This is a genomic window from Staphylococcus pasteuri (assembly GCF_030547725.1).
Classification (GTDB): domain Bacteria; phylum Bacillota; class Bacilli; order Staphylococcales; family Staphylococcaceae; genus Staphylococcus; species Staphylococcus pasteuri.
Map to the genome: position 1 here is coordinate 86,157 of NZ_JAUOQO010000008.1, position 26,344 is coordinate 112,500.

The 26,344-nt window shown below is 32.4% G+C and carries 22 protein-coding genes, 1 rRNA gene and 1 pseudogene (1 of these 24 running past the window's edge); 11 read left to right on the forward strand and 13 right to left on the reverse strand.

From position 1 onward, the window contains the following. Positions 1–49: 49 nt before the first annotated feature. From Q4528_RS10040 to Q4528_RS10075, 8 genes are all read right to left on the reverse strand, one after another. The gene (locus tag Q4528_RS10040) at positions 50–1,009 is read right to left on the reverse strand and encodes a carbohydrate kinase family protein (RefSeq protein WP_046467594.1); all 960 of its coding nucleotides are present in this window, start codon (positions 1,007–1,009) and stop codon (positions 50–52) included. Next, positions 1,006–2,490 carry a sucrose-6-phosphate hydrolase gene (locus tag Q4528_RS10045; protein ID WP_303521423.1) on the reverse strand — a complete coding sequence of 495 codons (1,485 nt, stop codon included), beginning with the start codon at positions 2,488–2,490 and terminating at the stop codon, positions 1,006–1,008. The genes Q4528_RS10040 and Q4528_RS10045 overlap by 4 nt, the downstream gene beginning before the upstream one ends. A 119-nt stretch (positions 2,491–2,609) precedes the next feature. Further along, positions 2,610–3,560 carry a LacI family DNA-binding transcriptional regulator gene (locus Q4528_RS10050; RefSeq protein ID WP_046467596.1) on the reverse strand — a complete coding sequence of 317 codons (951 nt, stop codon included), beginning with the start codon at positions 3,558–3,560 and terminating at the stop codon, positions 2,610–2,612. Between the two features lie 178 nt (positions 3,561–3,738). Further along, on the reverse strand, positions 3,739–4,989 hold the full coding sequence (locus Q4528_RS10055; RefSeq protein WP_303521426.1) for an ammonium transporter: 1,251 nt from the start codon (positions 4,987–4,989) through the stop codon (positions 3,739–3,741). 177 nt (positions 4,990–5,166) lie between these two features. Next, entirely contained in the window at positions 5,167–5,391 is a 225-nt protein-coding gene (locus Q4528_RS10060) for a sulfurtransferase TusA family protein (RefSeq protein WP_002452012.1), read from the reverse strand. Between the two features lie 12 nt (positions 5,392–5,403). After that, the gene (locus Q4528_RS10065; RefSeq protein WP_029056070.1) at positions 5,404–6,495 is read right to left on the reverse strand and encodes a YeeE/YedE family protein; all 1,092 of its coding nucleotides are present in this window, start codon (positions 6,493–6,495) and stop codon (positions 5,404–5,406) included. Between the two features lie 156 nt (positions 6,496–6,651). Then, positions 6,652–6,954 (reverse strand): hypothetical protein, encoded by a 303-nt coding sequence (locus tag Q4528_RS10070; RefSeq protein ID WP_303521431.1) that lies wholly within the window; start codon positions 6,952–6,954, stop codon positions 6,652–6,654. Between the two features lie 27 nt (positions 6,955–6,981). Beyond that, complete coding sequence (locus Q4528_RS10075; RefSeq protein WP_046467599.1) at positions 6,982–7,614, reverse strand: redox-sensing transcriptional repressor Rex; 633 nt, start codon at positions 7,612–7,614, stop codon at positions 6,982–6,984. Positions 7,615–7,878: 264 nt separating this feature from the next. Here Q4528_RS10075 and Q4528_RS10080 point away from each other — a divergent pair, with 264 nt between their 5' ends. After that, positions 7,879–9,813: an ABC-F family ATP-binding cassette domain-containing protein gene (locus Q4528_RS10080; protein WP_029056072.1), complete on the forward strand. Its 1,935-nt coding sequence runs from the start codon at positions 7,879–7,881 to the stop codon at positions 9,811–9,813. 350 nt (positions 9,814–10,163) lie between these two features. Further along, positions 10,164–11,776: pseudogene (locus Q4528_RS10090) on the forward strand (MutS-related protein). Positions 11,777–11,826: 50 nt separating this feature from the next. On the opposite strand, the gene tsaD reads toward Q4528_RS10090, so the two are convergent. Genes tsaD through tsaE form a run of 4 tightly spaced genes read right to left on the reverse strand, consistent with a single transcriptional unit; the run spans position 11,827 to position 14,402 of the window. After that, entirely contained in the window at positions 11,827–12,864 is a 1,038-nt protein-coding gene (gene tsaD, locus Q4528_RS10095) for a tRNA (adenosine(37)-N6)-threonylcarbamoyltransferase complex transferase subunit TsaD (RefSeq protein ID WP_046467601.1), read from the reverse strand. Continuing rightward, positions 12,857–13,321: a ribosomal protein S18-alanine N-acetyltransferase gene (gene rimI, locus Q4528_RS10100; RefSeq protein ID WP_046467602.1), complete on the reverse strand. Its 465-nt coding sequence runs from the start codon at positions 13,319–13,321 to the stop codon at positions 12,857–12,859. The genes tsaD and rimI overlap by 8 nt, the downstream gene beginning before the upstream one ends. Further along, positions 13,294–13,959, reverse strand: a complete 666-nt coding sequence (gene tsaB, locus Q4528_RS10105; protein WP_017638112.1) for a tRNA (adenosine(37)-N6)-threonylcarbamoyltransferase complex dimerization subunit type 1 TsaB — start codon at positions 13,957–13,959, stop codon at positions 13,294–13,296. The genes rimI and tsaB overlap by 28 nt, the downstream gene beginning before the upstream one ends. Beyond that, the gene (gene tsaE / locus Q4528_RS10110; protein WP_017638113.1) at positions 13,956–14,402 is read right to left on the reverse strand and encodes a tRNA (adenosine(37)-N6)-threonylcarbamoyltransferase complex ATPase subunit type 1 TsaE; all 447 of its coding nucleotides are present in this window, start codon (positions 14,400–14,402) and stop codon (positions 13,956–13,958) included. Before tsaE ends, tsaB begins: the two co-directional genes overlap by 4 nt. Positions 14,403–14,841: 439 nt before the next feature. Here tsaE and ilvD point away from each other — a divergent pair, with 439 nt between their 5' ends. From ilvD to ilvA, 9 genes are all read left to right on the forward strand, one after another. Continuing rightward, positions 14,842–16,530 (forward strand): dihydroxy-acid dehydratase, encoded by a 1,689-nt coding sequence (gene ilvD / locus Q4528_RS10115; RefSeq protein WP_017638114.1) that lies wholly within the window; start codon positions 14,842–14,844, stop codon positions 16,528–16,530. A gap of 18 nt (positions 16,531–16,548) precedes the next feature. Continuing rightward, positions 16,549–18,342 (forward strand): biosynthetic-type acetolactate synthase large subunit, encoded by a 1,794-nt coding sequence (ilvB, locus tag Q4528_RS10120; protein ID WP_046467604.1) that lies wholly within the window; start codon positions 16,549–16,551, stop codon positions 18,340–18,342. After that, a complete protein-coding gene (locus tag Q4528_RS10125; protein ID WP_017638116.1) occupies positions 18,342–18,584 on the forward strand; it encodes an ACT domain-containing protein in 243 nt (80 codons plus the stop codon). Before ilvB ends, Q4528_RS10125 begins: the two co-directional genes overlap by 1 nt. A 132-nt stretch (positions 18,585–18,716) precedes the next feature. Further along, positions 18,717–19,721: a ketol-acid reductoisomerase gene (gene ilvC, locus Q4528_RS10130; RefSeq protein ID WP_017638117.1), complete on the forward strand. Its 1,005-nt coding sequence runs from the start codon at positions 18,717–18,719 to the stop codon at positions 19,719–19,721. A 21-nt stretch (positions 19,722–19,742) separates the two neighbouring features. Beyond that, a complete protein-coding gene (locus Q4528_RS10135) occupies positions 19,743–21,278 on the forward strand; it encodes a 2-isopropylmalate synthase (protein ID WP_046467606.1) in 1,536 nt (511 codons plus the stop codon). Then, the gene (gene leuB, locus Q4528_RS10140; RefSeq protein WP_017638119.1) at positions 21,275–22,318 is read left to right on the forward strand and encodes a 3-isopropylmalate dehydrogenase; all 1,044 of its coding nucleotides are present in this window, start codon (positions 21,275–21,277) and stop codon (positions 22,316–22,318) included. Before Q4528_RS10135 ends, leuB begins: the two co-directional genes overlap by 4 nt. Positions 22,319–22,333: 15 nt before the next feature. After that, complete coding sequence (gene leuC / locus Q4528_RS10145; protein ID WP_046467607.1) at positions 22,334–23,704, forward strand: 3-isopropylmalate dehydratase large subunit; 1,371 nt, start codon at positions 22,334–22,336, stop codon at positions 23,702–23,704. Then, complete coding sequence (leuD, locus tag Q4528_RS10150) at positions 23,705–24,274, forward strand: 3-isopropylmalate dehydratase small subunit (RefSeq protein ID WP_017638121.1); 570 nt, start codon at positions 23,705–23,707, stop codon at positions 24,272–24,274. Between the two features lie 12 nt (positions 24,275–24,286). Beyond that, complete coding sequence (ilvA, locus tag Q4528_RS10155) at positions 24,287–25,555, forward strand: threonine ammonia-lyase IlvA (protein WP_303521440.1); 1,269 nt, start codon at positions 24,287–24,289, stop codon at positions 25,553–25,555. A 704-nt stretch (positions 25,556–26,259) separates the two neighbouring features. On the opposite strand, the gene rrf is transcribed toward ilvA, so the two are convergent. Then, positions 26,260–26,344: ribosomal RNA gene (gene rrf / locus Q4528_RS10160) — 5S ribosomal RNA — on the reverse strand; it runs 30 nt beyond the window's last position.

Here is a 26,344-nt window from a genome sequence, read left to right on the forward strand (position 1 = left end):
AATGATAAAACCATCCGTAATCACTATACGGATGGTTTTTTTGTATATTCTATAATTGATTTTCTATATCAGCTAATGTTGGAATACTTTCAATAGCACCATATTTTGTCGTTACTTGTGCAGCGACATTATTACTAAATTTTAAAATTTCGTCACCGTAATTTTTAAACAATTGTGGAATATCAATTGCTTGTTGTTCTAAAATTTTACTAATGACAGCCCCAATAAATGCATCACCTGCACCAGTCGTATCAATCGCTTTAACTTTCACACCATTTTGATGTTTTTCAGTTCCATCTTTTAAATAAATAGATGCACCATTAGGCCCTTTTGTATAAATAACTGCTTTAACATTTCCTTTAAATAACGAGTTTATTGCTTCTGACTCATTTTGTTCGCCAGTTATAAATTCAATTTCTTCATCTGAAACTTTAATAATATGTGCTTTCGGTATAAACTCTAAAATTGCTTTTCGACAATCATCTTCATTATCCCACAATGGTAACCTTACATTAGGATCAAAAATAATTGTTCCTTGTTCCTGTTCAAATTTTTCAACTAATGCTAAATGTGCTTTTTTCATTGGGCTTTCTACTAAATCTACTGAGCAGAAATGTAGTACATCTTCTTTAGTAACTTGTATTTTATCGATATTATCTGCATCATATAACATATCTGCGGATGGCTTACGATAAAATGAGAAATCTCTTTGACCATCTTCTTTTAAACTTACAAATGCAAGGGCTGTATTAGCCTCATCAGTTCTCTCAATATATTGTGTACCTACACCAATGTCATTAATTGTTTCAAGGATAATATCACCGAACGCATCATTGCCTAATTGAGTTATCATTTCTGCATGTCCACCAAGCTTTTGTACAGTACATGCAACGTTACATGGTGCCCCTCCAACTTGTCGTGAGAATTGTTCAACATCCTTTAAAGCTTTATTTGTCACAGTTGGCATAAAATCAATTAATGCTTCTCCTATTGCGAATAAACGTCTCATTGATTGTCACCTTTCAAATCATATTTAGTAAATTGTAGATAAACTTGTCCTGATTCTGTAGATGTTTTAATGCCTGTTGCGTTATTATCGGGGAATATTCTTGAAGTTAATACACGTTCACCATCATTACAGAAAATCTCAATACTTGAGGTATCAACATAAATTCGTAATTGTGATAGTGATGAATCTAGCTTCGTACTACGAGTTGTACCCTCAACATTACCAGGTAGCAAACCACTTTCGGTACGATCAAGCGTTAAAGTATTCATTTGCTTATTATATGAAATCACAGTTGATTGATTTTTAGATGTTCTTAATTCGAAATAAATTTCTGAAGCATCATTTTCTAAAATATCTATAATCAATTCATACTGCTTACCTTCATATGGATGTAATTTGGTTGTGAATTTATTGGCATATCCTAAAGCTGTTTCTTTGTTGTAACGTAACTTTTCTAAGTTTTTAATAGGACGTTGTTTTAATTTACCATTTTCAATATTTAATACTCTAGGAAGTGTTAGACAGTGTGCCCAACCTTCTTCGTCTGTTGGGTATGTAGTATCTGGTAATCCCATCCAACCAATTAAAATACGTTGTCCATTTTCATCTAAAAATGTTTGTGGTGCATAAAAATCAAAGCCTTTATCTAACTCTAAAAATGCTTCGTGATCAAAGTTAAGTGTTTCAAAGTTTAAATCTCCAATTAAATAACCTGATTGATAAATATTTTGATATTTATCTTCTTCACTTTCAATGCCTTGTGGACAAAACATTATGACATCATGTCCATCTAACTCGAAATAATCTGGGCATTCCCACATATATCCAAATTGATTTAATTTTGTTTTGATTTCGCCGAGATAGTGCCAATTCACTATGTCTGTAGTTTGATATAGTAATAATTTACCAAATTCGTCATTTGTCTGTGCGCCTATAATTGCGTAATATTTATCATTATGACTAAATACTTTAGGATCTCTAAAATGGCTTGTATATCCTTCAGGTTGATGGCTAATGACTGGTTTAGGAAACTTTTCTACAGTACCGTCATCTTTAAGTCTAGCTATCATTTGCGTTGCTTGTCTTTGCCAATCATGATCACGATGATTACCTGTATACATATAATAAAGATGTCCTTGGTATTCAAAGGCACTACCACTATATACACCATGGCTATCATATTTTGTATCTGGGCTTAATATAACACCTTCAGGCTGAAAGTGTACTAAGTCTTTACTCGTATAATTATACCAATACTTCAATCCGTGAACTGCACCTAGCGGAAACCATTGGTGAGAAATATAATATTTTCCATTAAAATATATTAAACCATTTGGATCATTTAATAATCCCATCTCTGGTTGAATATGATAAGTTTGTCTATATGGAGATAATTGTGTTTGTTGTTTTAATTCCAATAACTTGTCGCTATCAATATCTTCCATACGTTGATAACGCTCTTCTCTAGTCCATTCCTTCATTCATATCCCCCTAAATATATTAATATTAATTGTTAGTTTTATTCGATATCGTTTACTTTAAATGACATTAATATTTTATCATTTTTACTGGTATCGGTTCCATATGAATTAAATAAAATTTATAATTTCACTGGAATAACCACTGATTCTTCAGTTTTTTCATTTTTTATTAATTGTCTTACTTCAGTCATTGCACGTTTACCAGCTTCAAAATAATTAAATTGAATCGTACGAATTGAAGGTGAAACAATTTGAGTCATCGGATCCCCACCAAATCCATGAATGATAGTAGGTTTACAATTTCTTTCAGAATTAAAGCTATATTTATGAATTGCTAATGCAATCGCATCTGTAGCACCAACGAGTACGTCAACTTTATCTATTTGAGACAAATATTGTTGTACATCTTCTAAAGCATTTTCATATTTGAATGACGTTTCAAAAATACTTGGTTTGATTTGATGACTTGCCAATCCATCTAATAACCCATTTTTACGGTGAATACCTACAGCGATATCATTTTCAGTGACACTAAAGAAGTGCACATGATGAGGTTGTCTTTGGCCAATCCAATTTCCTACAGATAAACCAGCTTGATAATCGTCATGTGTAATACTATGTAAGCCTGGATAATTTTGTCCCACTATAATGATAGGTACGTCAGCTTTATCAATAACTTCTAAATGACTCTCCGTAATATCAGTTGCCATTAATATGATGGCATCTACTTTACTGCGTGATAATGTTTCTATAGCATCTATTTCCGCTTCAATCTGTAACCCAGTATAGTTCAATAATAATTGATAATGGTGTTGATGACATTGCGAAACGATACCTTTAATGGTTTCATCTACAGCATATGAATTCATTCTTGGAATAATAGCTCCAATTAAATGTGTCTGTGTTGCTCTCAAACTTTGTGCAAATTGATTGGGTTGATAATCGTGCTCATTAATGATTTTACTTAGTTTTAGTCGTGTTTTCTTACTAACAGAACCATCATTTAAATATCTTGAAACGGTACTTTTAGATACGCCTGCTAACTTCGCTATATCAGATATATTTTTCATATAAATTACTCACCTATCATATTTTGGAAAACTTAGTACTATTTTATCACATATGTAATCGCTTTAAATACCTATTTATTCTATTAATTTAAATATGATAAGTGAGTTCCAATCAATATTTTACTAACCAAATAGAAATGTGTTTCATACTTCTACTTAATATCAAGTTAATCTTATTCTAATTTTTAATATGTCTATTAAATTTATTTAATTCTCCGTAAAAATAAGCATTTTCTCCATGTACTAATTGATCTAAACCTGTTCGATCTTCAGTAGGTGTCGTCGCTAATGGTGTGAATATTCTGATTATTTTAGCTACTAAAAACGTCATGATGCCACTAAAGGCAATCACTGTTATTACGGATAATATTTGTATACCTAAAATTTTAAAGTCTCCACTATAAATAAATCCATTTTGTATTGAATCATTCACTTGATGTGATTGAAATATGCTTGTACAAATAGCACCCAAAATACCTCCTATACCATGAATTCCAAAGGCATCTAATGCATCATTATATTTGAGTTTGACTTTAGTATAATTAATTACAATATAGCAAATAATGCCACCTATCATCGCAATAAACATACTACTTATATAGCTAACATAGCCTGCTGCTGGCGTTATTGTAACTAAACCAGATAGACTTCCAGATAATAATCCTAATAAACTTGTTGTTTTTTTCATTTTATATTCAATTAGTAACCAGCCAAATGCACCCGCGCTTGCTGCTATAACTGTATTAACAAATGCAACAGCAGCAATTTTATCATATGTAAAAGCACTACCCACATTAAATCCATACCAACCAATCCAGACTAAAATCCCGCCTATTAATGTAATGAGTAAATTATGAGGTGTGGGCTTTTCTTGTTTCTTTCCAATGCCAATCATTATTCCTAATACTAAACCTGATACTCCTGAGGTAATATGTACAACAGTCCCTCCTGCAAAATCTAAAGCACCTAATTGACTAATCCAGCCTTTTCCCCAAACCCAATGAGCTACAGGACTATATACTAAAATCACCCATATAAATACAAATATAAGATATGGAATAAATTTCATTTTTTCAGCTACTGAACCCGATAATATAGATACAGAAATGGTACAAAACATCATTTGGAATAACATAAACAACGATAACGGTATATGTGCATCAATTGAAGTTGAAATATCGAATCCAACATGGTTTAATCCGAAGTATTCTAAACCACCAATCCAATTATTTCCTTTACTAAAACTTAAACTAAACCCTATTATTGCCCATGCGAAAGTAACAATAATAATAGCTGACATACTTTGCATTACTGTATTTAATACATTTTTAGATTGTACTAAACCACCGTAAAATAAACTTAATCCCGGTGTCATTAACCAAACTAATAAAGTACATAAAAATAAAAACATTGTATCATTTAAATTCATATGATCACTCCTTTGAAAATATATTACTAATACTTTCAAAGAAATAGCAAAAATCGGTCATATTTCCTTTCATAGCATGTTAGAAAATATGACCTATAAAATTAAATTCCAATATAAAATAGAAAAAAGGAACAAGCATCTTTCATTGGATACTCGTTCCTTTTGAAATCTATTTAATTAAGCTTTTTGAACTGTAATCGTCCATGAAGCATCGCCTAGCTGTTCGTAATTAGTTACAGGGTAACCATTTTCAGCAGCCCAATTTGGAATTGCTTCTGTTGCTTGAGTACAATCAAAATCAATTTTCAATTCATCACCTGAATCTAATTCAGTCATTTTCTTTTGTGCTTCTATTAATGGGAAAGGACACACCATTCCTACTGTACCTAATTCATATACCATGTTATTTCCTCCTTAAGTTGTTTGTGTATGCTGTTGTAATGTCGTTTTAGGCTGTTTAGTTGTAGATTTTTGTAATTGTTTCATAGGTTTAACAAAAATAAAATAACTCATAAACCAAACACCTATAATCATAGAGCCAAGTGCTATCCAACCTTGCCAACTCATTGTTGCTGTTTCAACTAGACCATTACCAATTGAACATCCACCAGCGACAGACGCACCAAAGCCCATAAACGCACCACCTAAGGCACTATTTCTAATTGTTTTTTTATCTGGTAAACGCCATTTAAATTCTTTAGAACCTTTTGCGGCAATATAAGATCCTAAGAATATACCAATAACCAGCAATACTCCCCAATCTACGAATTTTGTATTACCACTTATTAGAAAGTTTACGATATTTGAAGATGGTGTAGTAATACCTAAGCCATGATTTCTACCTGTTGAACTACTCATTGGCCATGCTAATAAAGCGATTAATCCTACTGCGATTGCAGCTGCAAATGGGTGATATCTTTTTTCAAATAGATAATGTCTTAAGCCTGTATATTTTTGTTTTAATTTTGGTACTGCAACTTTAGGTTTTCTAAGCGTTTTAGTAACAAAATAAATTGTAATGATAGCCAATATTACAATTAAAATCCAATGTGGAATGTGTAATGTTTCGGACATACTCGCATTTACATTTGTAGGCTTATTAATGAAATTTAATACTGGTGAAAGAATACCTGTTTTAGTAATTGCACTTGTTAATGCATATAAAATAAGTGCTATCCAGCTACCAATTAAACCTTCTCCTGCACGATAATATGTTCCTGTAGCACATCCTCCGGCTAATACAATTCCAATTCCAAATACAAAGGAACCTATTACTGTACCAATTACTGGAAAAGTATGGGATGGCACAGTAAGTAATCCTAAACTAGTTAATATGAGTAAACCAATACTTTGTACTGAGATTGCAATGAGTAAAGCGTAAAACATTTTATTACTCTTTTGTACATACATATCTCTAAATCCACCGGCTAAACAAAATCGGGTTCTTTGCATAACGAAACCTAACAAAAGTCCAACAATTAAACCACTAATTATCATCCAAATCATTTTATCACTCTTTTCCGATAAGTTTACTAGGTATTATATCCAATTAAGTATTCTTTTTCAAGATTATAATTTAATATTTCATTATTAAATTAATTCTTTTTGTTCAAAGCTCATAAAAAAACACACCCTATCTATTGATAAGATGTGAACTAGCTATTATGATTGCAGATCATCTATTTGTTGAACAAGCTCTTTTAATTCATTAGCTTTCAAATGACTAAATTTAAACCATTCATTTCTATAATATATAAGTAATTTATAACCTAATAAGCCTTTTCTGACTTCATAACGAATCATTTGCTTTACATTAATTTCTAAATTGAGTGGATTATGATTTGTATAATATGATTTAAATACTATCGTTTGCTCTGACAAAACTAACTTACCAGGTATGTATATTAATGAAGGTAGATGTGCTTTATAAGTACATCCCACTTCTAATATTGATTTATTAGTCATTTCACAGCCTCCTAAATCATATTTTTATTAATCATAATTTCTCATAAAGAATAACAATGATTGTAATTCAATACCTAAATCAATATGATGCACTTGTACATCTTTAGGGGTGTTAAGTCTTGCTGGCGTGAAATTCATGATTCCTTTAACACCAGATTCAACAAGTTCATCTACTACAGTTTGTGCTACATGTTCAGGTGTAGTTAAAATAACTACATCAATATCCAAGCTTTTTAGTGTTTCCTTAATAGTTCTGCTATCTTTAATTACTACTTTTCCTACTTGTTCGCCTATAACATTTTTATCTACATCAAATGCTTCAGTAATAGACATTTCATCATGTATAGAAAAGTTATACGTTAATAGCGCTCGACCTAAATTACCTACGCCGACTATAGCAATTTTAATATCATTACTTCCGTTAATTTCCTTTTTGAAGAATTCAATTAAACTATCAATATTATAACCGTATCCTTTTTTACCTAATTCTCCAAAATATGAAAAATCCCTACGAATCGTAGCTGAATCTATTTGTAATGCTTCACTAATCGTTTTAGAATTAACACGATCGATTCCTTTACTTTTTAAATTACTTACAAATCTATAATATAATGGTAAACGTTTTAAAGTTGCTCGAGGAATTTTAACGTTACTTGCCATTTTATAAGTCTCCCTTCGACGCTATAACTGGTACAATTATTATTAAATCAACGCAAATATGTTTGCGATAATAAAATTTCAAATAATTGTTTACAATGAATACTTGCTAATTATACATTAATAAAATTTAAAAATAAATATCCTAGTTTCAAGACATGACTTAATACTGTAAAATAAAGAATAATATGATTAACAAATTTTTAAACATATCAAACTATATTAATAGTTTATAATGATATCGCTAATATAGAAAGGTGAAGTCGGATGATACTTTTACAACTTAATGACATATCTAAATCGTTCGATGGTGAAGATATCTTTACTAACGTTGATTTTGAAGTTAAAACTGGTGAACGCATAGGTGTAGTTGGCCGAAATGGTGCTGGTAAGTCAACGCTTATGAAAATTATAGCAGGTACTGAAGATTATGATAGTGGTCATATTTCAAAAATTAAAAATCTTAAAATCGGCTATTTAACTCAACAAATGACATTAGACTCAAATGCCACTGTTTATGAAGAGATGTCGAAACCATTTGAACATATTAAAAATATTGAATCCCTTATTAAAGAAGAAACTGATTGGTTAGCTAAGCATGCTGGAGATTACGATACACCAGACTATCAATTACATATGGAAAAATATGAATCTCTATCTAATCAATTTGAACAACTTGAAGGCTATCAATATGATAGTAAAATTAAAACAGTCCTTCACGGTTTGAATTTTAATGAAGAAGATTTTGATAAGCCTATTAATGATTTTAGTGGTGGTCAAAAAACAAGATTATCACTTGCACAAATGTTACTTAATGAACCTGATTTGCTATTACTAGATGAACCTACTAACCACCTTGATTTAGAAACAACAAAATGGTTAGAAGATTATTTAAGATACTTTAAAGGTGCAATTGTCATAATCAGTCATGACAGATATTTCTTAGATAAAATCATTACTCAAGTTTATGATGTAGCCCTAGGTGAAGTAAAACGCTATATAGGTAACTATGAACAATTTATACAACAAAGAGATAAATATTATGAAAAACGTATGCAAGAATATGAAAAACAACAAGAAGAAATTAAACGACTTGAAACGTTTGTTGAAAAAAATATTACACGTGCATCTACAAGTGGAATGGCAAAAAGTCGTCGTAAAACATTAGAAAAAATGCAACGCATCGACAAGCCTATGATTGATGCTAGAAGTGCTAATATTCAATTTGGTTTTGATAGAAATACTGGTAATGATGTTATGCATATCAAACAATTAGAAATTGGTTATGATCAAACGCCTATTACCCAACCTATCACAATGGAGGTTTCAAAAGGAGACCATATTGCCATTATTGGACCTAATGGTGTTGGTAAAACGACTTTAATTAAAACAATTGCCAATCGTCAATCCAAATTGGCAGGTGACATCACATATGGTGCTAATTTAAATATGGGTTACTATGATCAAAAACAAGCTGAGTTTAAATCAAATAAAACTATTTTAGATTATGTTTGGGATCAATATCCAAATATGAATGAAAAAGATATTCGTGCCGTATTAGGTAGATTCTTATTCGTTCAAGATGATGTCAAAAAAATTATAAATGATTTATCAGGTGGCGAAAAAGCAAGACTTCAACTTGCTTTATTAATGTTACAACGTGATAATGTTTTAATTTTAGATGAGCCTACCAACCACTTAGATATAGATTCAAAAGAAATGTTAGAACAAGCGCTAGAGCATTTTGAAGGGACTATCATCTTTGTTTCTCATGACAGATATTTCATTAATCAACTAGCTAATAAAGTATTTGATTTAGATCATGATGGTGGCAAAATGTATCTAGGTAACTATCAATACTATATTGATAAAACAGAAGAAGCAGCCGCTTTAAAAGCCCAAGAGGATAAAGAATCCCAGTCCGTTCATCAACAAAATAATAACCAAACAATGACAAATTCATACGATGATCAAAAACAACGTCGTCGAGAACAACGCAAAATTGAACGTGAAATTGAGCAACGAGAGCAGATAATTGAAAGTTGTGAAACTAAAATTGAGTCTATTGATAATGAATTGATGCAACCTGAAGTATATAGTAATCCTGTTAAAGCAAATGAACTAGCTGAACTAAAATCTAATACCGAACAAGAATTAGAACAGGCTATGATTGAATGGGAAGAATTACAAGAAAAATTATAAATATCCTTTTTACTATCAGACATTAAAATGTGGATTTTCTACATTTTAGTGTCTTTTTTCTAATTATTGAATTGATATTTATTAACATTAAAAGTCCCCTTATTCATAGCTATCCACAGAGTTATCCTAGTTATCCACAGGTAATATGTTACTCATTTTTTAAGTTATTCAGAAAAAATTAGCTAATATCCACAGTAAATAACACTACTTATCCACAAGTTGTGCACTATTTGTTGATAAGTACGCATGTTCCCTATTGACATTAAATTAATATAATCATTACATACTTCATTGTTTCTTAAATAATGATATGAAATAATTACCTTAATAATACATAAAGGAGCTTTTTTATGGATGATGTCCGTTTATTTCTATTATTTGTGTTAGGTGTTGTTTTATTAACTACAATAGTGAGTATTATTTCTGCGATTTTTAATAAAAAACAACTCGTTACAAAAATTAATCAATTATGGCCCAATCGTCAAAAATTAGAAAATTTTATTCGACCTAATGCCAGATATGATTATCAATATCAAACATATCGTTCTAATTATGATGAAAATTCGCTTATAGATAATAAAACTTGGTCAGATTTAAATATGGATGCATTATTTCAATCTATGAATTTTAACTTTACAGCCATTGGTGAAATGAGATTATATGCTACTTTACGTGGTATGTTTAAAGCAAATAATAAAGAATTAAAACGTTATTTTAAGCATAATCGTTCATTTAGAAATCAAGTTGCTTTCCATTTAGCACAAATTGGTAAAAGTGTGTATCCTCACTTCCCCGATCAATTAAGGGCAACATCTTATTTATGTTTGCACCATTATTACCAATTATCGCTTTAGTCTATACGTTTATTAATACATCTAATGGAATTATGGTACTCGTATTAGCTTGTGTTTTTAATATTATTTTATCTGTGAGTTTAAAAAAGACTTATGAGCAAGATTTGAAAACTATTTTTTATACTGCAAATATTTTAAGTCAAAGTAAGAAATTAACTGAAATTGAAGGAACACCAGATTTAAATGTAAACTTTAATCATTTTAAAAGTGCTCGCTATTTAAGTGGCTTATTAGTAAAAATAGAAGGTGGCGATTTTGCATCTGCCTTTATTTTATTAATTAAAACTGTTTTCATGCTAGATTATACAATCTTTCACATTATACAAAATAGTTATTATAAATATTTAGAAGAAGTATTAAATTGTTATGATTATATTGGTCAGTTAGATAATCACTATGCTATTTCTTTATATCAAGAAACTTTAGATGAATATTGCGAACCTGAAATAATACAATCACAAGATACACAACATTATTTATGTGATTTTGAAGATTTAACGCATCCATTAATTACAGATGCTGTACCGAATGATTTATCTATTAATCAAAATATTTTATTAACTGGTTCGAATGCTTCTGGTAAATCTACCTTTATGAAAGCAGTGGCACTTAATTTAATTTTAGCCCAATCAATAGAGACTGCTACAGCCTCTCAATTTAAATATCTACCTGGCTTAGTATTCACTTCGATGGCTAATGCAGATGATGTTCTATCTGGAGATAGTTATTTTATGGCTGAACTTAAATCCATTAGACGTTTATTTAATATTTCAACTGATAAACAAATATATTGTTTTATAGATGAAATATTTAAAGGCACAAACACAACAGAAAGAATTGCCGCTTCTGAATCGGTATTAACCTATTTAAATAATATACCGAACTATTATGTTCTAGCGGCAACACATGATATTGAACTATCATCATTATTAAGTCCAAGTTTCATTAATTATCACTTTAATGAGTCTATTAAGAATGATTCTATTGATTTCGATTTTAAAATTAAACCAGGTAAGGCGAATACTAGAAATGCAATAGAGTTATTGAGACTGACTCAATTTCCTAACGATATATATAAGCGTGCTAAACAACAAGTTGAAGATCAATAAAATAAGTCAGTAGTTTGAGAATTATTTTTCTCTCACTACTGACTTTTGTTTTATAAATTTGATTCTATTGTAAAATCTTCTATATCAATATTATTTTGGCCATTCATAGCCATATCTCCACGTTTACCAGCTAAATATAAATAGTGACCTGCAGCACCAATCATTGCTGCATTATCAGTACATAATTTTGGTGCTGGTATTGTTAATTGAATATTATTTTGTTCACACTGACTGGCTATACTTTCTCTCAAGCCACGATTACTGGCTACGCCACCAGCAACAATTAGTCGATCAACATTATAAGCTTTACATGCATGAATAGCTTTAGTAGTTATTACTTCTACAACACTATTTTGAAAACTTGTTGCTACATTTTCTGGAATTATATCTTGTCCCTTTTGACGTTGGTTATGCAATTGATTAATGACTGCACTTTTCAATCCACTAAAACTAAAATCATAGCTATCTTTTTCTAACCAAACTCTAGGAAATTGATAAGTGTCTTGGCCTTTAGCTGCTAATTGATCAACTTGAGGTCCACCAGGATAAGGTAAATCAATTGTGCGAGCTACTTTATCATATGCTTCACCTACTGCATCATCTCTTGTTTCACCTATTACTTTAAAATTTAAATGATCTTTCATATAAACTAATTCTGTATGGCCACCTGAAACAATTAAGGCTATGAGTGGAAATGTGAGCGGTGTTTCTAAATGATTAGCATATATATGTCCAGCAATATGGTGAACAGGTATTAGTGGGATATCATATGCAAACGCTAAAGCTTTTGCAGCATTAATGCCAATAAGTAATGCTCCAATAAGACCTGGTCCTTGAGTTACAGCTATAGCATCGATATCTTTCATAGATACATTAGCCGTTTGTAAAGATTCATCAATCGTTGTTGTAATCCCTTCAACATGATGTCTACTTGCAATTTCAGGCACAACTCCACCGAAACGTTTATGACTCTCTATTTGACTTAAAACCGTATTCGATAATATCTCTGTTCCATTTTTTATAATACTTACACTTGTCTCATCACAACTTGTCTCTATTGCTAATATCAAAGTTTGGTTATTATTCACTTAAATTCACCCACATCACTAATGCATCCTGCCCTTCTCCATAATAATTTTTTCGTTTACCACCATATTGAAATCCTAGATTTTGATAAACATGTTGCGCTACTATATTATCTATTCTTACTTCTAAACTCATCACTTCACATTTGTGACTTGCATAATTCATAACATATTTTAATAGAAGTTGCCCTAAACCATAACCTCTAAATTGTTCAGTAATTGCAATAGTAGTAATTTGTGCTTGATCAATCACTATCCATAACCCTAAATATCCTATGATAGTATTATCAAATTCTATGACAAAATAATTTGCAAACTCATTCTTTTCAATTTCATGATAAAATGCATCAATTGTCCATGAACTATCGTTAAAACTATTTCTTTCTATGTCAAACACCGACGGAACGTCATCTATACTCATTTTTCTTATATTTAACTGTTCTTTTGTTGGTTTATCCAATTTCTCTCTGCCTCAGTTATTTTATGATATTTTGGAACAAAACTATGAATATCAGCAGGTTGACTAATAAGTTCACTCATCACAGATGCTTGTGGTAATTGATCTATATAGTCCCCTTCTAATAAATGAGATAACTTAGAAGTATCTTGTCCTATAAATAGATATTTTTGATTAAATTCATGTAATTTTGATTTTAAATCTTCAATAGAAATGTATTGATCTTCTAAAATAGTTTCTAATGTTCCATCGCTTTGTCTTTGGTAAATACCCGTATATACTGCCTCACGTCTTGCATCAAATATTGGTACTAAAAGTCGATAATCTTCTTTTATACAAGCTGCTAGTGATTTTAATGAAGATACACCGTACAATTTACAATTTAATGCGTAAGCAAGTGTTTTTGCAGTAGTCACACCAATTCTTAAACCAGTATATGATCCTGGTCCTTCTGCAACAACAATTCCATCTAAATCATGTTTTGAAATACCACTTTGTTCAAACAAACGTTGGATTTCAGGCATGAGCTGCACTGAATGATTTACTTTGGAATTATTATTAATTTCAGCAATTGTTTCATTATTGTTTGTAATGGCAACTGATAAAGGTTGATTGGAAGTGTCTATCAACAATAATTTCATTGTTCAAGTGCCTCCTTCATAGCAATATAATGATTGCCTTCAGCTTCAAGTGTAATTTGACGTTGGCTTTCATCTATAACTTTTATATTAATAACTAAAGCTTCTTTTGGTAGTAAATCTTTGATAAATTGACTCCACTCAATCACTGTAAGAGCCTCATCTTCAAAATATTCATCAAATCCTAAATCTTCTTCTGAATCTTCCAATCGATAGCAATCCATATGATGCAACTTTAAGTTTGTACCTTTATAAGATTTAATAATATTAAAAGTTGGTGAATTAATCGTACGTGTAACACCCATAGCTTGACCAATAAATTGTGTAAGTGTCGTTTTTCCAGCACCTAAATCTCCATTCAATAAAATTAAGTCGCTTGGTTCAATTAACTCAACTAACTGGTTAGCAAATTGTTTCATTTCATCTTTGTCTTTAATATTAATCATAGGCCATTCTCCTATTAATGTTTTTCATTTTCCAAGAATTTTATTAACTTATTTAGTGTAACAAATTTTGACGCTAATTTCTTCGTTAACATGATTAACAATTTTTTAAAATGAATTGTAAGAAAATTCTAAAATATTATTGACACGCTTTTCTCTATGTAGTAAATTAAGTTTATAAATTTTAAAACAATTCAAACTATTCAGAATAAATTACCATTCAGGGAAGGGAGTATAATAAAATGACTAATCACACATATCAATATTCAACGACAACTTCAAACAATATTATTTTATTATACTCTCAAGGGCTGGAACTTTAGTAATTAATCCTTTTACTAAATGTTTAAGTCCTATTTGTAATTGAATGGGACTTATGAACGTCCCAAAAAATTTTGGGGCGTTTTTTATTTTTCTAAAATAATACACGGGGGAATTAATTATGCGAAGCGACATGATCAAAAAAGGAGATCACCAAGCTCCAGCAAGAAGTCTTTTACACGCAACGGGCGCACTTCAAAATCCAACTGATATGAACAAACCATTCGTTGCTATTTGTAATTCATATATCGATATCGTTCCAGGCCACGTACATTTAAGAGAACTAGCAGACATTGCTAAAGAAGCTATTAGAGAAGCAGGCGCTATTCCTTTTGAATTTAATACTATTGGCGTAGATGATGGTATTGCTATGGGACACATTGGAATGAGGTATTCTCTTCCTTCTAGAGAAATCATTGCTGATGCAGCAGAAACAGTCATCAATGCTCATTGGTTTGACGGCGTTTTCTATATTCCAAACTGTGACAAAATCACACCTGGTATGCTACTAGCAGCAGTTAGAACAAATGTACCAGCTATCTTCTGTTCAGGTGGTCCAATGAAAGCCGGTTTATCTGCCCAAGGTAAAGCATTAACTTTATCATCAATGTTTGAAGCTGTTGGTGCTTTCAAAGAAGGTTCTATTTCTAAAGAAGAATTTCTAGATATGGAACAAAATGCCTGCCCTACTTGCGGTTCATGCGCTGGAATGTTTACAGCCAATTCAATGAACTGTTTAATGGAAGTCCTTGGGTTAGCTTTACCATATAATGGCACTGCCCTAGCAGTTAGTGATCAGCGTAGAGAAATGATTCGTGAAGCTGCATTTAGATTAGTAGAAAATATTAAAAACGACATCAAGCCAAGAGATATCGTAACTAAAGAAGCTATTGATGATGCTTTCGCATTAGATATGGCAATGGGTGGTTCAACTAATACAGTACTTCATACACTTGCAATTGCTAATGAAGCTGGAATTGAATACGATTTAGAACGAATTAATGAAGTAGCAAAGCAAACACCTTATTTATCTAAAATTGCTCCAAGTTCATCATACTCTATGCATGACGTTCATGAAGCTGGTGGAGTTCCAGCAATTATCAATGAACTAATGAAGAAAGAAGGCACTTTACACCCAGATAGAATTACAGTAACCGGAAAAACATTAAGAGAAAATAATGACGGTAAAGAAATTAAAAATTTTGATGTTATACACTCACTAGAAAAACCTTATGACAAAGAAGGCGGTTTATCTATCTTATTCGGTAATTTAGCTCCAAAAGGTGCAGTTATCAAAGTTGGAGGGGTAGACCCATCTATTAAAACATTTACTGGAAAAGCAATTTGTTTCAATTCACATGATGAAGCTGTTGAAGCAATTGATAACCATACTGTTCGCGAAGGTCATGTTGTAGTTATCAGATACGAAGGGCCTAAAGGTGGTCCTGGAATGCCAGAAATGTTAGCTCCAACTTCTTCAATTGTTGGGAGAGGTTTAGGTAAAGACGTTGCATTAATTACCGATGGAAGATTTTCAGGTGCAACAAGAGGTATTGCTGTAGGACATATTTCTCCAGAAGCAGCTTCAGGTGGGCCAATTGGATTAATCAGAGACGGAGACGAAATCACAATTGATTTAACTAACCGAACTTTAAACGTTGATCAACCTGAAGAAGAATTATACCGCCGTAGAGAACAACTAGAACCATTTAAAGCAAAGGTTAAAACAGGATATCTTGCACGTTATACTTCATTAGTAACTAGTGCTAATACGGGTGGAATCATGCAAGTACCCGAAAACCTTATCTAAAATTAGGAGTTGATTTTCATGACTAAATTAAGTGACATGCCAGAACACAATACTTCAGAATCAAACCAACCTATCGACACTATGAAAGTGGCAGAATCTAGTAAACCTGAATACTTGAAAAACCAAACACTAAATAAAATGAGACCAGGATCTGAATTGTTAGTTGAAGCGTTACAAAATGAAGATGTAGAATTTATTTTTGGATATCCTGGTGGTGCAGTACTACCTTTATATGACACATTTTACGATGGTAAAATTAAACATATTTTAGCAAGGCACGAACAAGGTGCAACACATGCTGCCGAAGGATATGCACGCGTTTCAGGTAAAACAGGTGTCGTAGTCGTTACTAGTGGTCCTGGAGCAACCAATGCTATAACAGGAATCACGGATGCTTATAGTGATTCTTTACCTTTAGTTGTATTTACGGGACAAGTCGCTACACCTGGTATCGGTAAAGACGCATTCCAAGAAGCTGATTTATTATCAATGACTACCCCTATTACTAAACAAAACTATCAAGTAAAAAAAGTAGAAGACATTCCTAGAATTGTTCATGAGGCTTTTCATGTCGCAAATACTGGTAGAAAAGGACCAGTAGTCATTGATTTTCCAAAAGATATGGGTATTTTGTCGACTAATGTAGAATTATCTGAAACTGTTGATTTACCTGGATATCAAGTCAACACAGTAGCTGATTCAAATGATATTGAAACATTAGTATCTTATTTAAATAGCTCTAAAAAGCCTCTAGTCTTAGCTGGAGCTGGAATTAATCATTCAAAATCTAATGAACTATTAACAAATTTTGTAACTCAACATAAAATCCCTACTGTCACAACATTATTAGGTTTAGGTGCAGTACCATACGATCATCCCCTATTTTTAGGTATGGGAGGTATGCATGGTTCATATGCAAGTAATATGGCATTAACAGAGTGTGATTTATTAATTAATTTAGGTAGTCGTTTCGACGATAGACTTGCCAGTAAACCTGATGCATTTGCACCAAATGCAAAAATCGTTCATGTAGATATTGATCCTTCTGAATTAAATAAAGTGATAGATACAGATTTAGGTATCGTTGCAGATTGTAAAAATGTATTAGAACAATTAGAAAACGCTAATGTTCAAGTACCAAATCATGATGATTGGTTGCAAACTTGTGAAACTAACAAATCAAGTTACCCTTTCAAATATGAAAAAGATAACAATGACTCATTTTGCAAACCTCAAGAAGCTATCGAATATATTGGACATATTACGAATGGCGACGCAATTGTGACTACTGACGTAGGTCAACATCAAATGTGGGCAGCTCAATTTTATCCATTCAAAAGTCACAGTCAATGGGTTACTAGTGGTGGTCTAGGTACAATGGGATTCGGTATTCCATCTGCAATTGGCGCCCAACTAGCCAGACCTGATAAAACTGTTGTTTGTTTCGTTGGTGATGGTGGTTTCCAAATGACTAATCAAGAGATGGCTTTACTGCCTGAATACGGCTTAAATATTAAAATAGTCTTAATTAATAATGGTACATTAGGTATGGTTAAACAGTGGCAAGATAAATTCTTTAATCAACGTTTCTCCCATTCTGTATTTAATGATCAACCTGATTTTATGAAACTATCCGAAGCATATGGAGTTAAAGGATTCTTAATTGATAAACCTAATCAACTTAAAGAAACACTCGATGAAGCTTTCAACTATAATGGTCCGGCACTTATCGAAGTGCGTATCTCTCCAATCGAGCCAGTAAATCCTATGATTCCAAGTGGTAAAGCAAATCACGAAATGGAGGGATACTAATGAGAAGACATTTAAAATTAGAAGTAATGAATCAAGTAAGTACATTAAATAGAATTACAAGTGCATTTGTTAGATTACAGTATAATATCGAAGAATTACACGTTAAAAAACGTAATGATGACCCTAACGTTTCAGATATGGAACTCATTGTTAATATTGATGACGAAGAGTTATTAAATATTTTAATAAATAAGCTTAAACAACAAATTAATGTTTTAAGTGTAGAGCAACATTCAGCATAAATTATGATTAACCTTTGATGCGCTAGTGTTCATTAAAAACAGTATCTTAAACGAGCTGCTATCATCACTAGTTAATTGACTTAAAATTTTCGGAATATTTCAAATTTTTAAATTATTTTGGAGGAATTTATTATGACTAAAGTATATTATGACGAAACAGTAAAAACAGACGCATTAGCAGGTAAAAAAATTGCAGTAATTGGTTATGGCTCACAAGGTCATGCACATGCACAAAACTTAAAAGACAATGGATATGATGTTGTTATTGGTATCCGCCCTGGACGTTCTTTTGATAAAGCTAAGGAGAATGGCTTTGAAGTATTACCTGTAGATGAAGCAACTAAACAAGCAGATGTGGTTATGGTACTCATCCCTGATGAAATTCAAGGTGATGTTTATAAAAATGAAATTTCACCAAATTTAGAATCTGGAAATGCCCTAGCTTTCGCACATGGTTTCAATATTCATTTTGGTGTTATTCAACCACCCGAAGATGTTGATGTATTCTTAGTAGCACCAAAAGGCCCTGGTCATTTAGTAAGACGTACATTTGAAGAAGGTAGCGCTGTCCCTTCCTTATTTGGAGTACAACAAGATGCAACTGGTCATGCTAGAGATATCGCATTAAGTTATGCAAAAGGTATCGGATCTACACGTGCTGGCGTTATTGAAACTACATTTAAAGAAGAAACTGAAACTGATTTATTTGGTGAGCAAGCTGTACTTTGTGGCGGTGTTCATAAATTAATTCAAAGTGGTTTTGAAACACTAGTGGAAGCTGGATATCAACCTGAACTTGCATATTTTGAAGTATTACATGAAATGAAATTGATTGTTGATTTGATGTATGAAGGCGGAATGGACAATGTTCGTTATTCAATTTCAAATACAGCCGAATACGGTGATTATGTATCTGGTCCACGTGTGATTACGCCAGATGTTAAAGAAAATATGAAAGCCGTATTAACAGATATTCAAAACGGTAAATTTGCTAACAGTTTCGTTGAAGATAATAAAAATGGATTTAAAGAATTTTATCGAATGCGTGAAGAACAAGCTGGTCATCCAATTGAAAAAGTTGGCCGTGATCTACGTGATATGATGCCATTTATTAAATCGAAACGAATTGAAAAGTAATGGATTAAGGAGTGAATTAAAATGAGTAGCCATATTCAAATATTTGATACAACGCTTAGAGATGGTGAACAAACACCGGGAGTCAATTTTACTTTTGACGAACGTTTAAAGATAGCGAAACAACTTGAAAAATGGGGAGTCGACGTTATTGAAGCCGGCTTTCCCGCTTCAAGTACAGGAAGTTTCAAATCGGTAGAAGCGATATCTAAAGCTTTAACAAAAACAGCAGTATGTGGCTTAGCTAGATGTAAGAAATCAGATATTGACGCAGTTTATGAAGCAACAAAGTTAGCTAATAAACCTCGTGTCCATGTTTTTATTGCTACATCTCCTATTCACTTAGAACATAAATTAAAAATGACACAAGAAAAAGTTTTAGCATCAATAAAAGAACATGTTTCATATGCTAAAAAATATTTTGAAGTTGTTCAGTTTTCACCTGAAGATGCAACGAGAACTGATATTTCATTTTTAATAAAAAGCGTACAAACTGCTGTAGATGCTGGTGCAACTATCATCAATATCCCTGATACTGTTGGTTTTAGCTACCCTTCTGAATATGGACAAATTTTTAAAACATTAACTGAATCCGTTCATTCTGATAAAGAAATCATTTATAGCGCTCATTGTCATGATGATTTAGGTATGGCTGTCGCAAATAGTCTTGCTGCAATCGAAGGTGGTGCAAGACGCATTGAAGGTACAGTAAATGGTATAGGAGAACGAGCTGGTAATGCGGCACTTGAGGAAGTTGCTTTAGCTTTATATGTTCGTAAAGATCATTATGGTTTAGAATCACAAATTAATTTACAACAAACTAAAAATACTTCTGATTTGATTTCACGATATGCTGGTATTCGTGTTCCAAGAAATAAAGCCATAGTTGGCCAAAATGCCTTTAGTCATGAATCTGGTATTCATCAAGATGGTGTTCTAAAACATCGCGAAACTTATGAAATTATGACGCCACAATTAGTAGGTGTCAGTACAACTGAATTACCACTGGGCAAATTATCAGGAAAGCATGCCTTTGCTGAAAAACTAAAAGCATTAGGTTATGACATTACTTCTGAAGATCAAGTCAATTTGTTTAAGCAATTTAAAGCAATTGCTGATAAGAAAAAAGCTGTATCTGACCGTGATATTCATGCTTTAATTCAAGGTTCAGAACATGAACAAAGTGCCATTTTCCAACTTGAAACTTTACAACTTCAGTTTGTATCAAATGGTCTTCAAAGTGCAGTAGTTGTTATTAAAGATAAAGACAATAATATTTATCAAGATTCAAGCATTGGTACTGGCTCCATTGTCGCTATTTATAATGCTGTTGATAGAATATTTAAACGTGAAACAGAATTGATTGATTATCGAATAGACTCTGTCACTGAAGGTACTGATGCACAAGCTGAAGTTCATGTTAACCTTATCATCGAAAATAAAGAAGTTAGTGGTATAGGCATTGACCATGATATTTTAAAAGCTTCTTGCAAAGCTTATGTTGAAGCCCATGCAAAATATGTTGCTGAAACAAAAGAGAAAGAAGGTATCCAATCATGACCTATAACATTGTTGCTTTACCTGGAGACGGCATAGGACCAGAAATACTAAATGGAAGTCTAGGTATCTTAGAGAAAATTAGTCAGAAATATCAATTTGATTATCATATAGATACACATCATTTTGGAGGAGCAGCTATAGATAACTATGGCACTCCCCTAACTGATGAGACGTTAAAAGCTTGTCAAAATGCTGATGCAATATTATTGGGAGCTATTGGTGGTCCGAAATGGAGTAATCCAAATTTACGGCCTGAACAAGGATTATTAAAACTTAGAAAATCACTTAATTTATATGCTAATATTCGCCCCACTATTGTTACAAATGGAACAAGTCACCTCTCTCCACTTAAACAAGATCGAGTTGAGGGCACAGACTTAGTTATTGTACGAGAACTCACTGGCGGACTGTATTTTGGAGAACCAAGAGAACTCTCAGAACATCATGCTTTAGATTCTTTAACTTATACCCGTGATGAAATCGAACAAATTGTAAGAGTTGCATTTGAGTTAGCACAACAACGTCATAAGAAATTAACATCTGTAGATAAAGAAAATGTGCTTTCTTCTAGTAAACTTTGGAGAAAAACTGTTGATGAAGTTAAGAAAGATTATCCTGACGTAGAAGTAGAACATTTACTTGTTGATGCATGTAGTATGCATTTGATTACGCGACCAACACAATTCGACGTTATCGTAACTGAAAACTTATTCGGCGATATTTTAAGTGACGAAGCTTCAGTTATTCCTGGTTCGCTAGGATTATCTCCATCAGCAAGTTTTGGTAAAGATGGAACTAGACTTTACGAACCTATTCATGGATCAGCACCTGATATAGCAGGAAAAGATATTGCTAATCCATTTGGAATGTTACTATCTTTAGCTATGTGCTTAAGGGAAAGTTTTAATGAAGTTGCAGCAGCTAATGAGTTAGAACATAAAATTTATCAATTTATTAGAGAAGGAAAATGTACGTCAGATTTAGGAGGAACATATCGTACTTCCGAAATCATTAAACTACTAAAAGAAGATTACACTTAAGGGAGGCGTCATCTTATGGGACAAACACTATTTGATAAAGTATGGGATAAACATGTCTTACATGGAAATGTAGGTGACCCTCAATTATTATATATAGATTTACATCTTATACATGAAGTTACTTCGCCTCAAGCTTTTGAAGGATTAAGATTACAAAAAAGAAAACTACGTCGTCCAGATTTAACATTTGCTACTTTAGATCATAATGTACCTACTATTGATATTTTTAATATCAAAGATGAAATTGCAAACAAACAAATAACTACCCTCCAAAAAAACGCAGAAGATTTCGGTGTTCATATATTTGATATGGGGTCAGATGAACAAGGAATCGTACATATGGTCGGCCCTGAAACTGGTCTAACTCAACCAGGTAAGACGATTGTTTGTGGTGATTCTCATACAGCCACACATGGTGCTTTTGGAGCAATTGCATTTGGTATTGGAACAAGTGAAGTTGAACACGTTTTTGCTACTCAAACGTTATGGCAAACAAAACCCAAAAATTTAAAAATTGATATTTCAGGAAAGTTACCTAATGGAGTATATGCAAAAGACATTATCCTCTATCTTATTAATCAATATGGTGTAGATTTTGGTACTGGATATGCTCTAGAATTCACCGGTGAAACAATCAAAAGTTTATCAATGGAAGCTAGAATGACTATTTGTAATATGGCTATTGAAGCAGGTGCAAAATATGGGATGATGCAACCAGATGATATTACATTTGAATATGTAAGAGGACGTCAATTCGCTAAAAATATAGATGAAATGATACCACAATGGAAACAACTTTATTCTGACGAAGATGCCTATTTCGACAAAATTATTAATATTGATGTTACAAATCTTGAACCGCAAGTCACTTGGGGGACTAATCCAGAAATGGGTGTTAGCTTTAGTACGCCATTCCCTGCTATTAAAGATTCTAATGATGAACGCGCATATCAATACATGGGGCTAAAGCCAGGTCAAAAAGCCGAAGATATTGAATTAGGATATGTCTTTTTAGGGTCATGTACAAATGCTAGAATATCAGATTTAATTGAAGCTAGTCATATTGTAAAAGGAAAACAAGTACATCCAAATATCACTGCTATTGTCGTACCTGGTTCACGTACTGTAAAAAAAGAAGCTGAATCGATGGGTCTAGATAAAATTTTTAAAGATGCAGGATTTGAATGGCGTGAACCTGGATGTTCAATGTGTTTAGGAATGAATCCAGACCAAGTTCCAGAAGGTGTTCATTGCGCATCTACAAGTAATAGAAATTTTGAAGGACGACAAGGTAAAGGGGCCAGAACACACCTAGTTTCTCCTGCAATGGCTGCAGCAGCAGCAATTAACGGAAAATTTGTAGATGTTAGAAAGGTGGTTATATAAATGGATATAAAACCAATTACCACTTATACAGGTAAAATCGTGCCATTGTTCTATGACAATATCGATACTGATCAAATCATTCCAAAAGCTCATTTAAAACGTATATCTAAAACAGGTTTTGGTCCTTTTGCATTTGATGAATGGCGTTATTTACCAGATGGAACTGATAATCCAGAATTTAATCCAAATAAGCCAGAATATAAAGGCGCAAGTATTCTTATAACTGGAGATAATTTTGGTTGTGGTTCCAGTAGAGAACACGCTGCTTGGGCATTAAAAGATTATGGATTCAGTATTATTATTGCAGGAAGCTATAGTGATATTTTTTACATGAATTGTACAAAAAATGCTATGTTACCTATTAAATTAGATAAAACTTCTCGAGAGCATTTAGCAAGCTTTAAAGAAATTACAGTTGACTTACCAAATCAAACAGTTTCATCGCCGGAGAAAACTTTCCATTTTGATATAGATGAAACTTGGAAAAATAAACTCATTCATGGATTAGATGATATAGATATAACATTACAGTATGAAGATTTAATTGAAAAATATGAAAAAGCACATTAGGGTGGGACTATTATGACATTAAAAACAACAGTTTCAACAAAAGATATCGATAAAGCTTTTTTACGTCTTAAAGATACAGTAAAAGAGACTCCTTTACAATTAGATCATTATTTATCTCAAAAATATGATTGTAAAGTATATTTGAAAAGAGAAGACTTACAATGGGTACGTTCATTCAAACTAAGAGGTGCCTATAATGCTATCTCCGTATTATCTGAAGAAATTCAAAATAAGGGTATTACATGTGCTAGTGCAGGCAATCATGCTCAAGGTGTTGCTTACACTGCAAAAAAGTTAGATTTAAATGCTGTCATTTTTATGCCAGTAACTACTCCCCTACAAAAAATTAATCAAGTTCAGTTTTTTGGAAACGGAAATGTAGAAATAAAATTAACTGGTGATACCTTTGATGATTGTCTAGCTGAAGCATTAGATTATACTAAACAACATGATATGACATTTATCGATCCATTTAACAATGTTTATACAATTGCTGGTCAAGGTACCCTAGCTAAAGAAATTATACATCAATCTCAAGATGAAAATATTGAGTTTGATTATTTATTCGCAGCTATAGGAGGTGGAGGACTAATCTCAGGTATTAGTACTTATTTCCATGATTATTCTCCTAAGACCAATATTATTGGCGTAGAACCTGCTGGGGCTAGTAGTATGTATGAATCTGTTGTCGTTAATAATAAAGTAGTTACATTGAAAGAAATTGATAAATTTGTAGATGGTGCATCAGTAGCTAGAGTTGGTGACTTAACATTTGAAATAGCTAAATCTAAAGTACATGACTATGTTCAAGTAGATGAAGGTGCTGTATGTTCAACAATACTTGATATGTACTCTAAGCAAGCTATTATAGCAGAACCCGCGGGTGCATTAAGTGTTGCTGCTTTAGAAAACTATCGTCAACAAATTAAAGGAAAAACTGTAGTTTGTATAGTTAATGGTGGTAACAATGATATCAATCGTATGAAAGAAATTGAAGAACGATCACTTTTATATGAAGAAATGAAACATTATTTTATCCTTAATTTCCCTCAAAGACCAGGAGCTCTAAGAGAATTTGTTAATGATGTGCTCGGCCCTCAAGATGACATTACCAAATTTGAGTATTTAAAAAAATCATCTCAAAATACTGGTACAGTTATTATTGGTATTCAACTTAAGGATCACGCAGATTTACAACATTTAAAAGAAAAAGTAAGTATATTTGATCCTTCAAATATATATATTAATGAAAACAAAATGCTATACTCTTTATTAATTTAACTAGTGTAAAAACTAATCGGAGTTAAGTGTAATAATTTCCATGTAACTCCGATTTTATTTTATTTAAAATTTAGTCTTTATTCTTTATGAAAAATGGTTAATAAAATTTTATTAGAACTATTTAAACTGCTGAGCTAAACTTGATTTGAGTCAATCATTCGCATTTTTCTTCTTTTTCGTCTCTCTCTTACTCACTTAGCTTGACTAAGCCCGTAGCGTTCTTTACCCCAACCTGCATTGCTTGTTGAATTTTCTACCAAAATTCTCTTTGTTGGGGTCCCGCTCTTCATTAATGATTTAAAGTACTTCACTTTTTAGGCATAAAAAAAGAGACCTTACGGTCTCAATGCGGCTCATCGCATCCTATTATTTGCCTGGCATATATAGTTGTACTTAATAGCTAAAGCTATTAAGTAAGTAAAACAATGCGATTATAAATCGCTGTTTTGCTTTAGAACGTTAGTCTGCTACCATCGGCGCTAAGGAGCTTTCTCAACTCGAGATAAACGCTCGCATTCTTCTTCTTTTTCATCTCTCTCTTACTCACTTAGCTCGACTAAGCTCGTAGCGTTCCTTTACCCCAACTTGCATTGCTTGTTGAATTTTTTACCAAAATTCTCTTTGTTGGGGCCCCGCTCTTCATTGATGATTTAAATTACTACATTTTTAGACATAAAAAAAGAGACCTTACGGTCTCTCTATTTGCCTGGCAACGTCCTACTCTAGCGGAACGTTAGTCCGACTACCATCGGCGCTAAGGAGCTTAACTTCTGTGTTCGGCATGGGAAC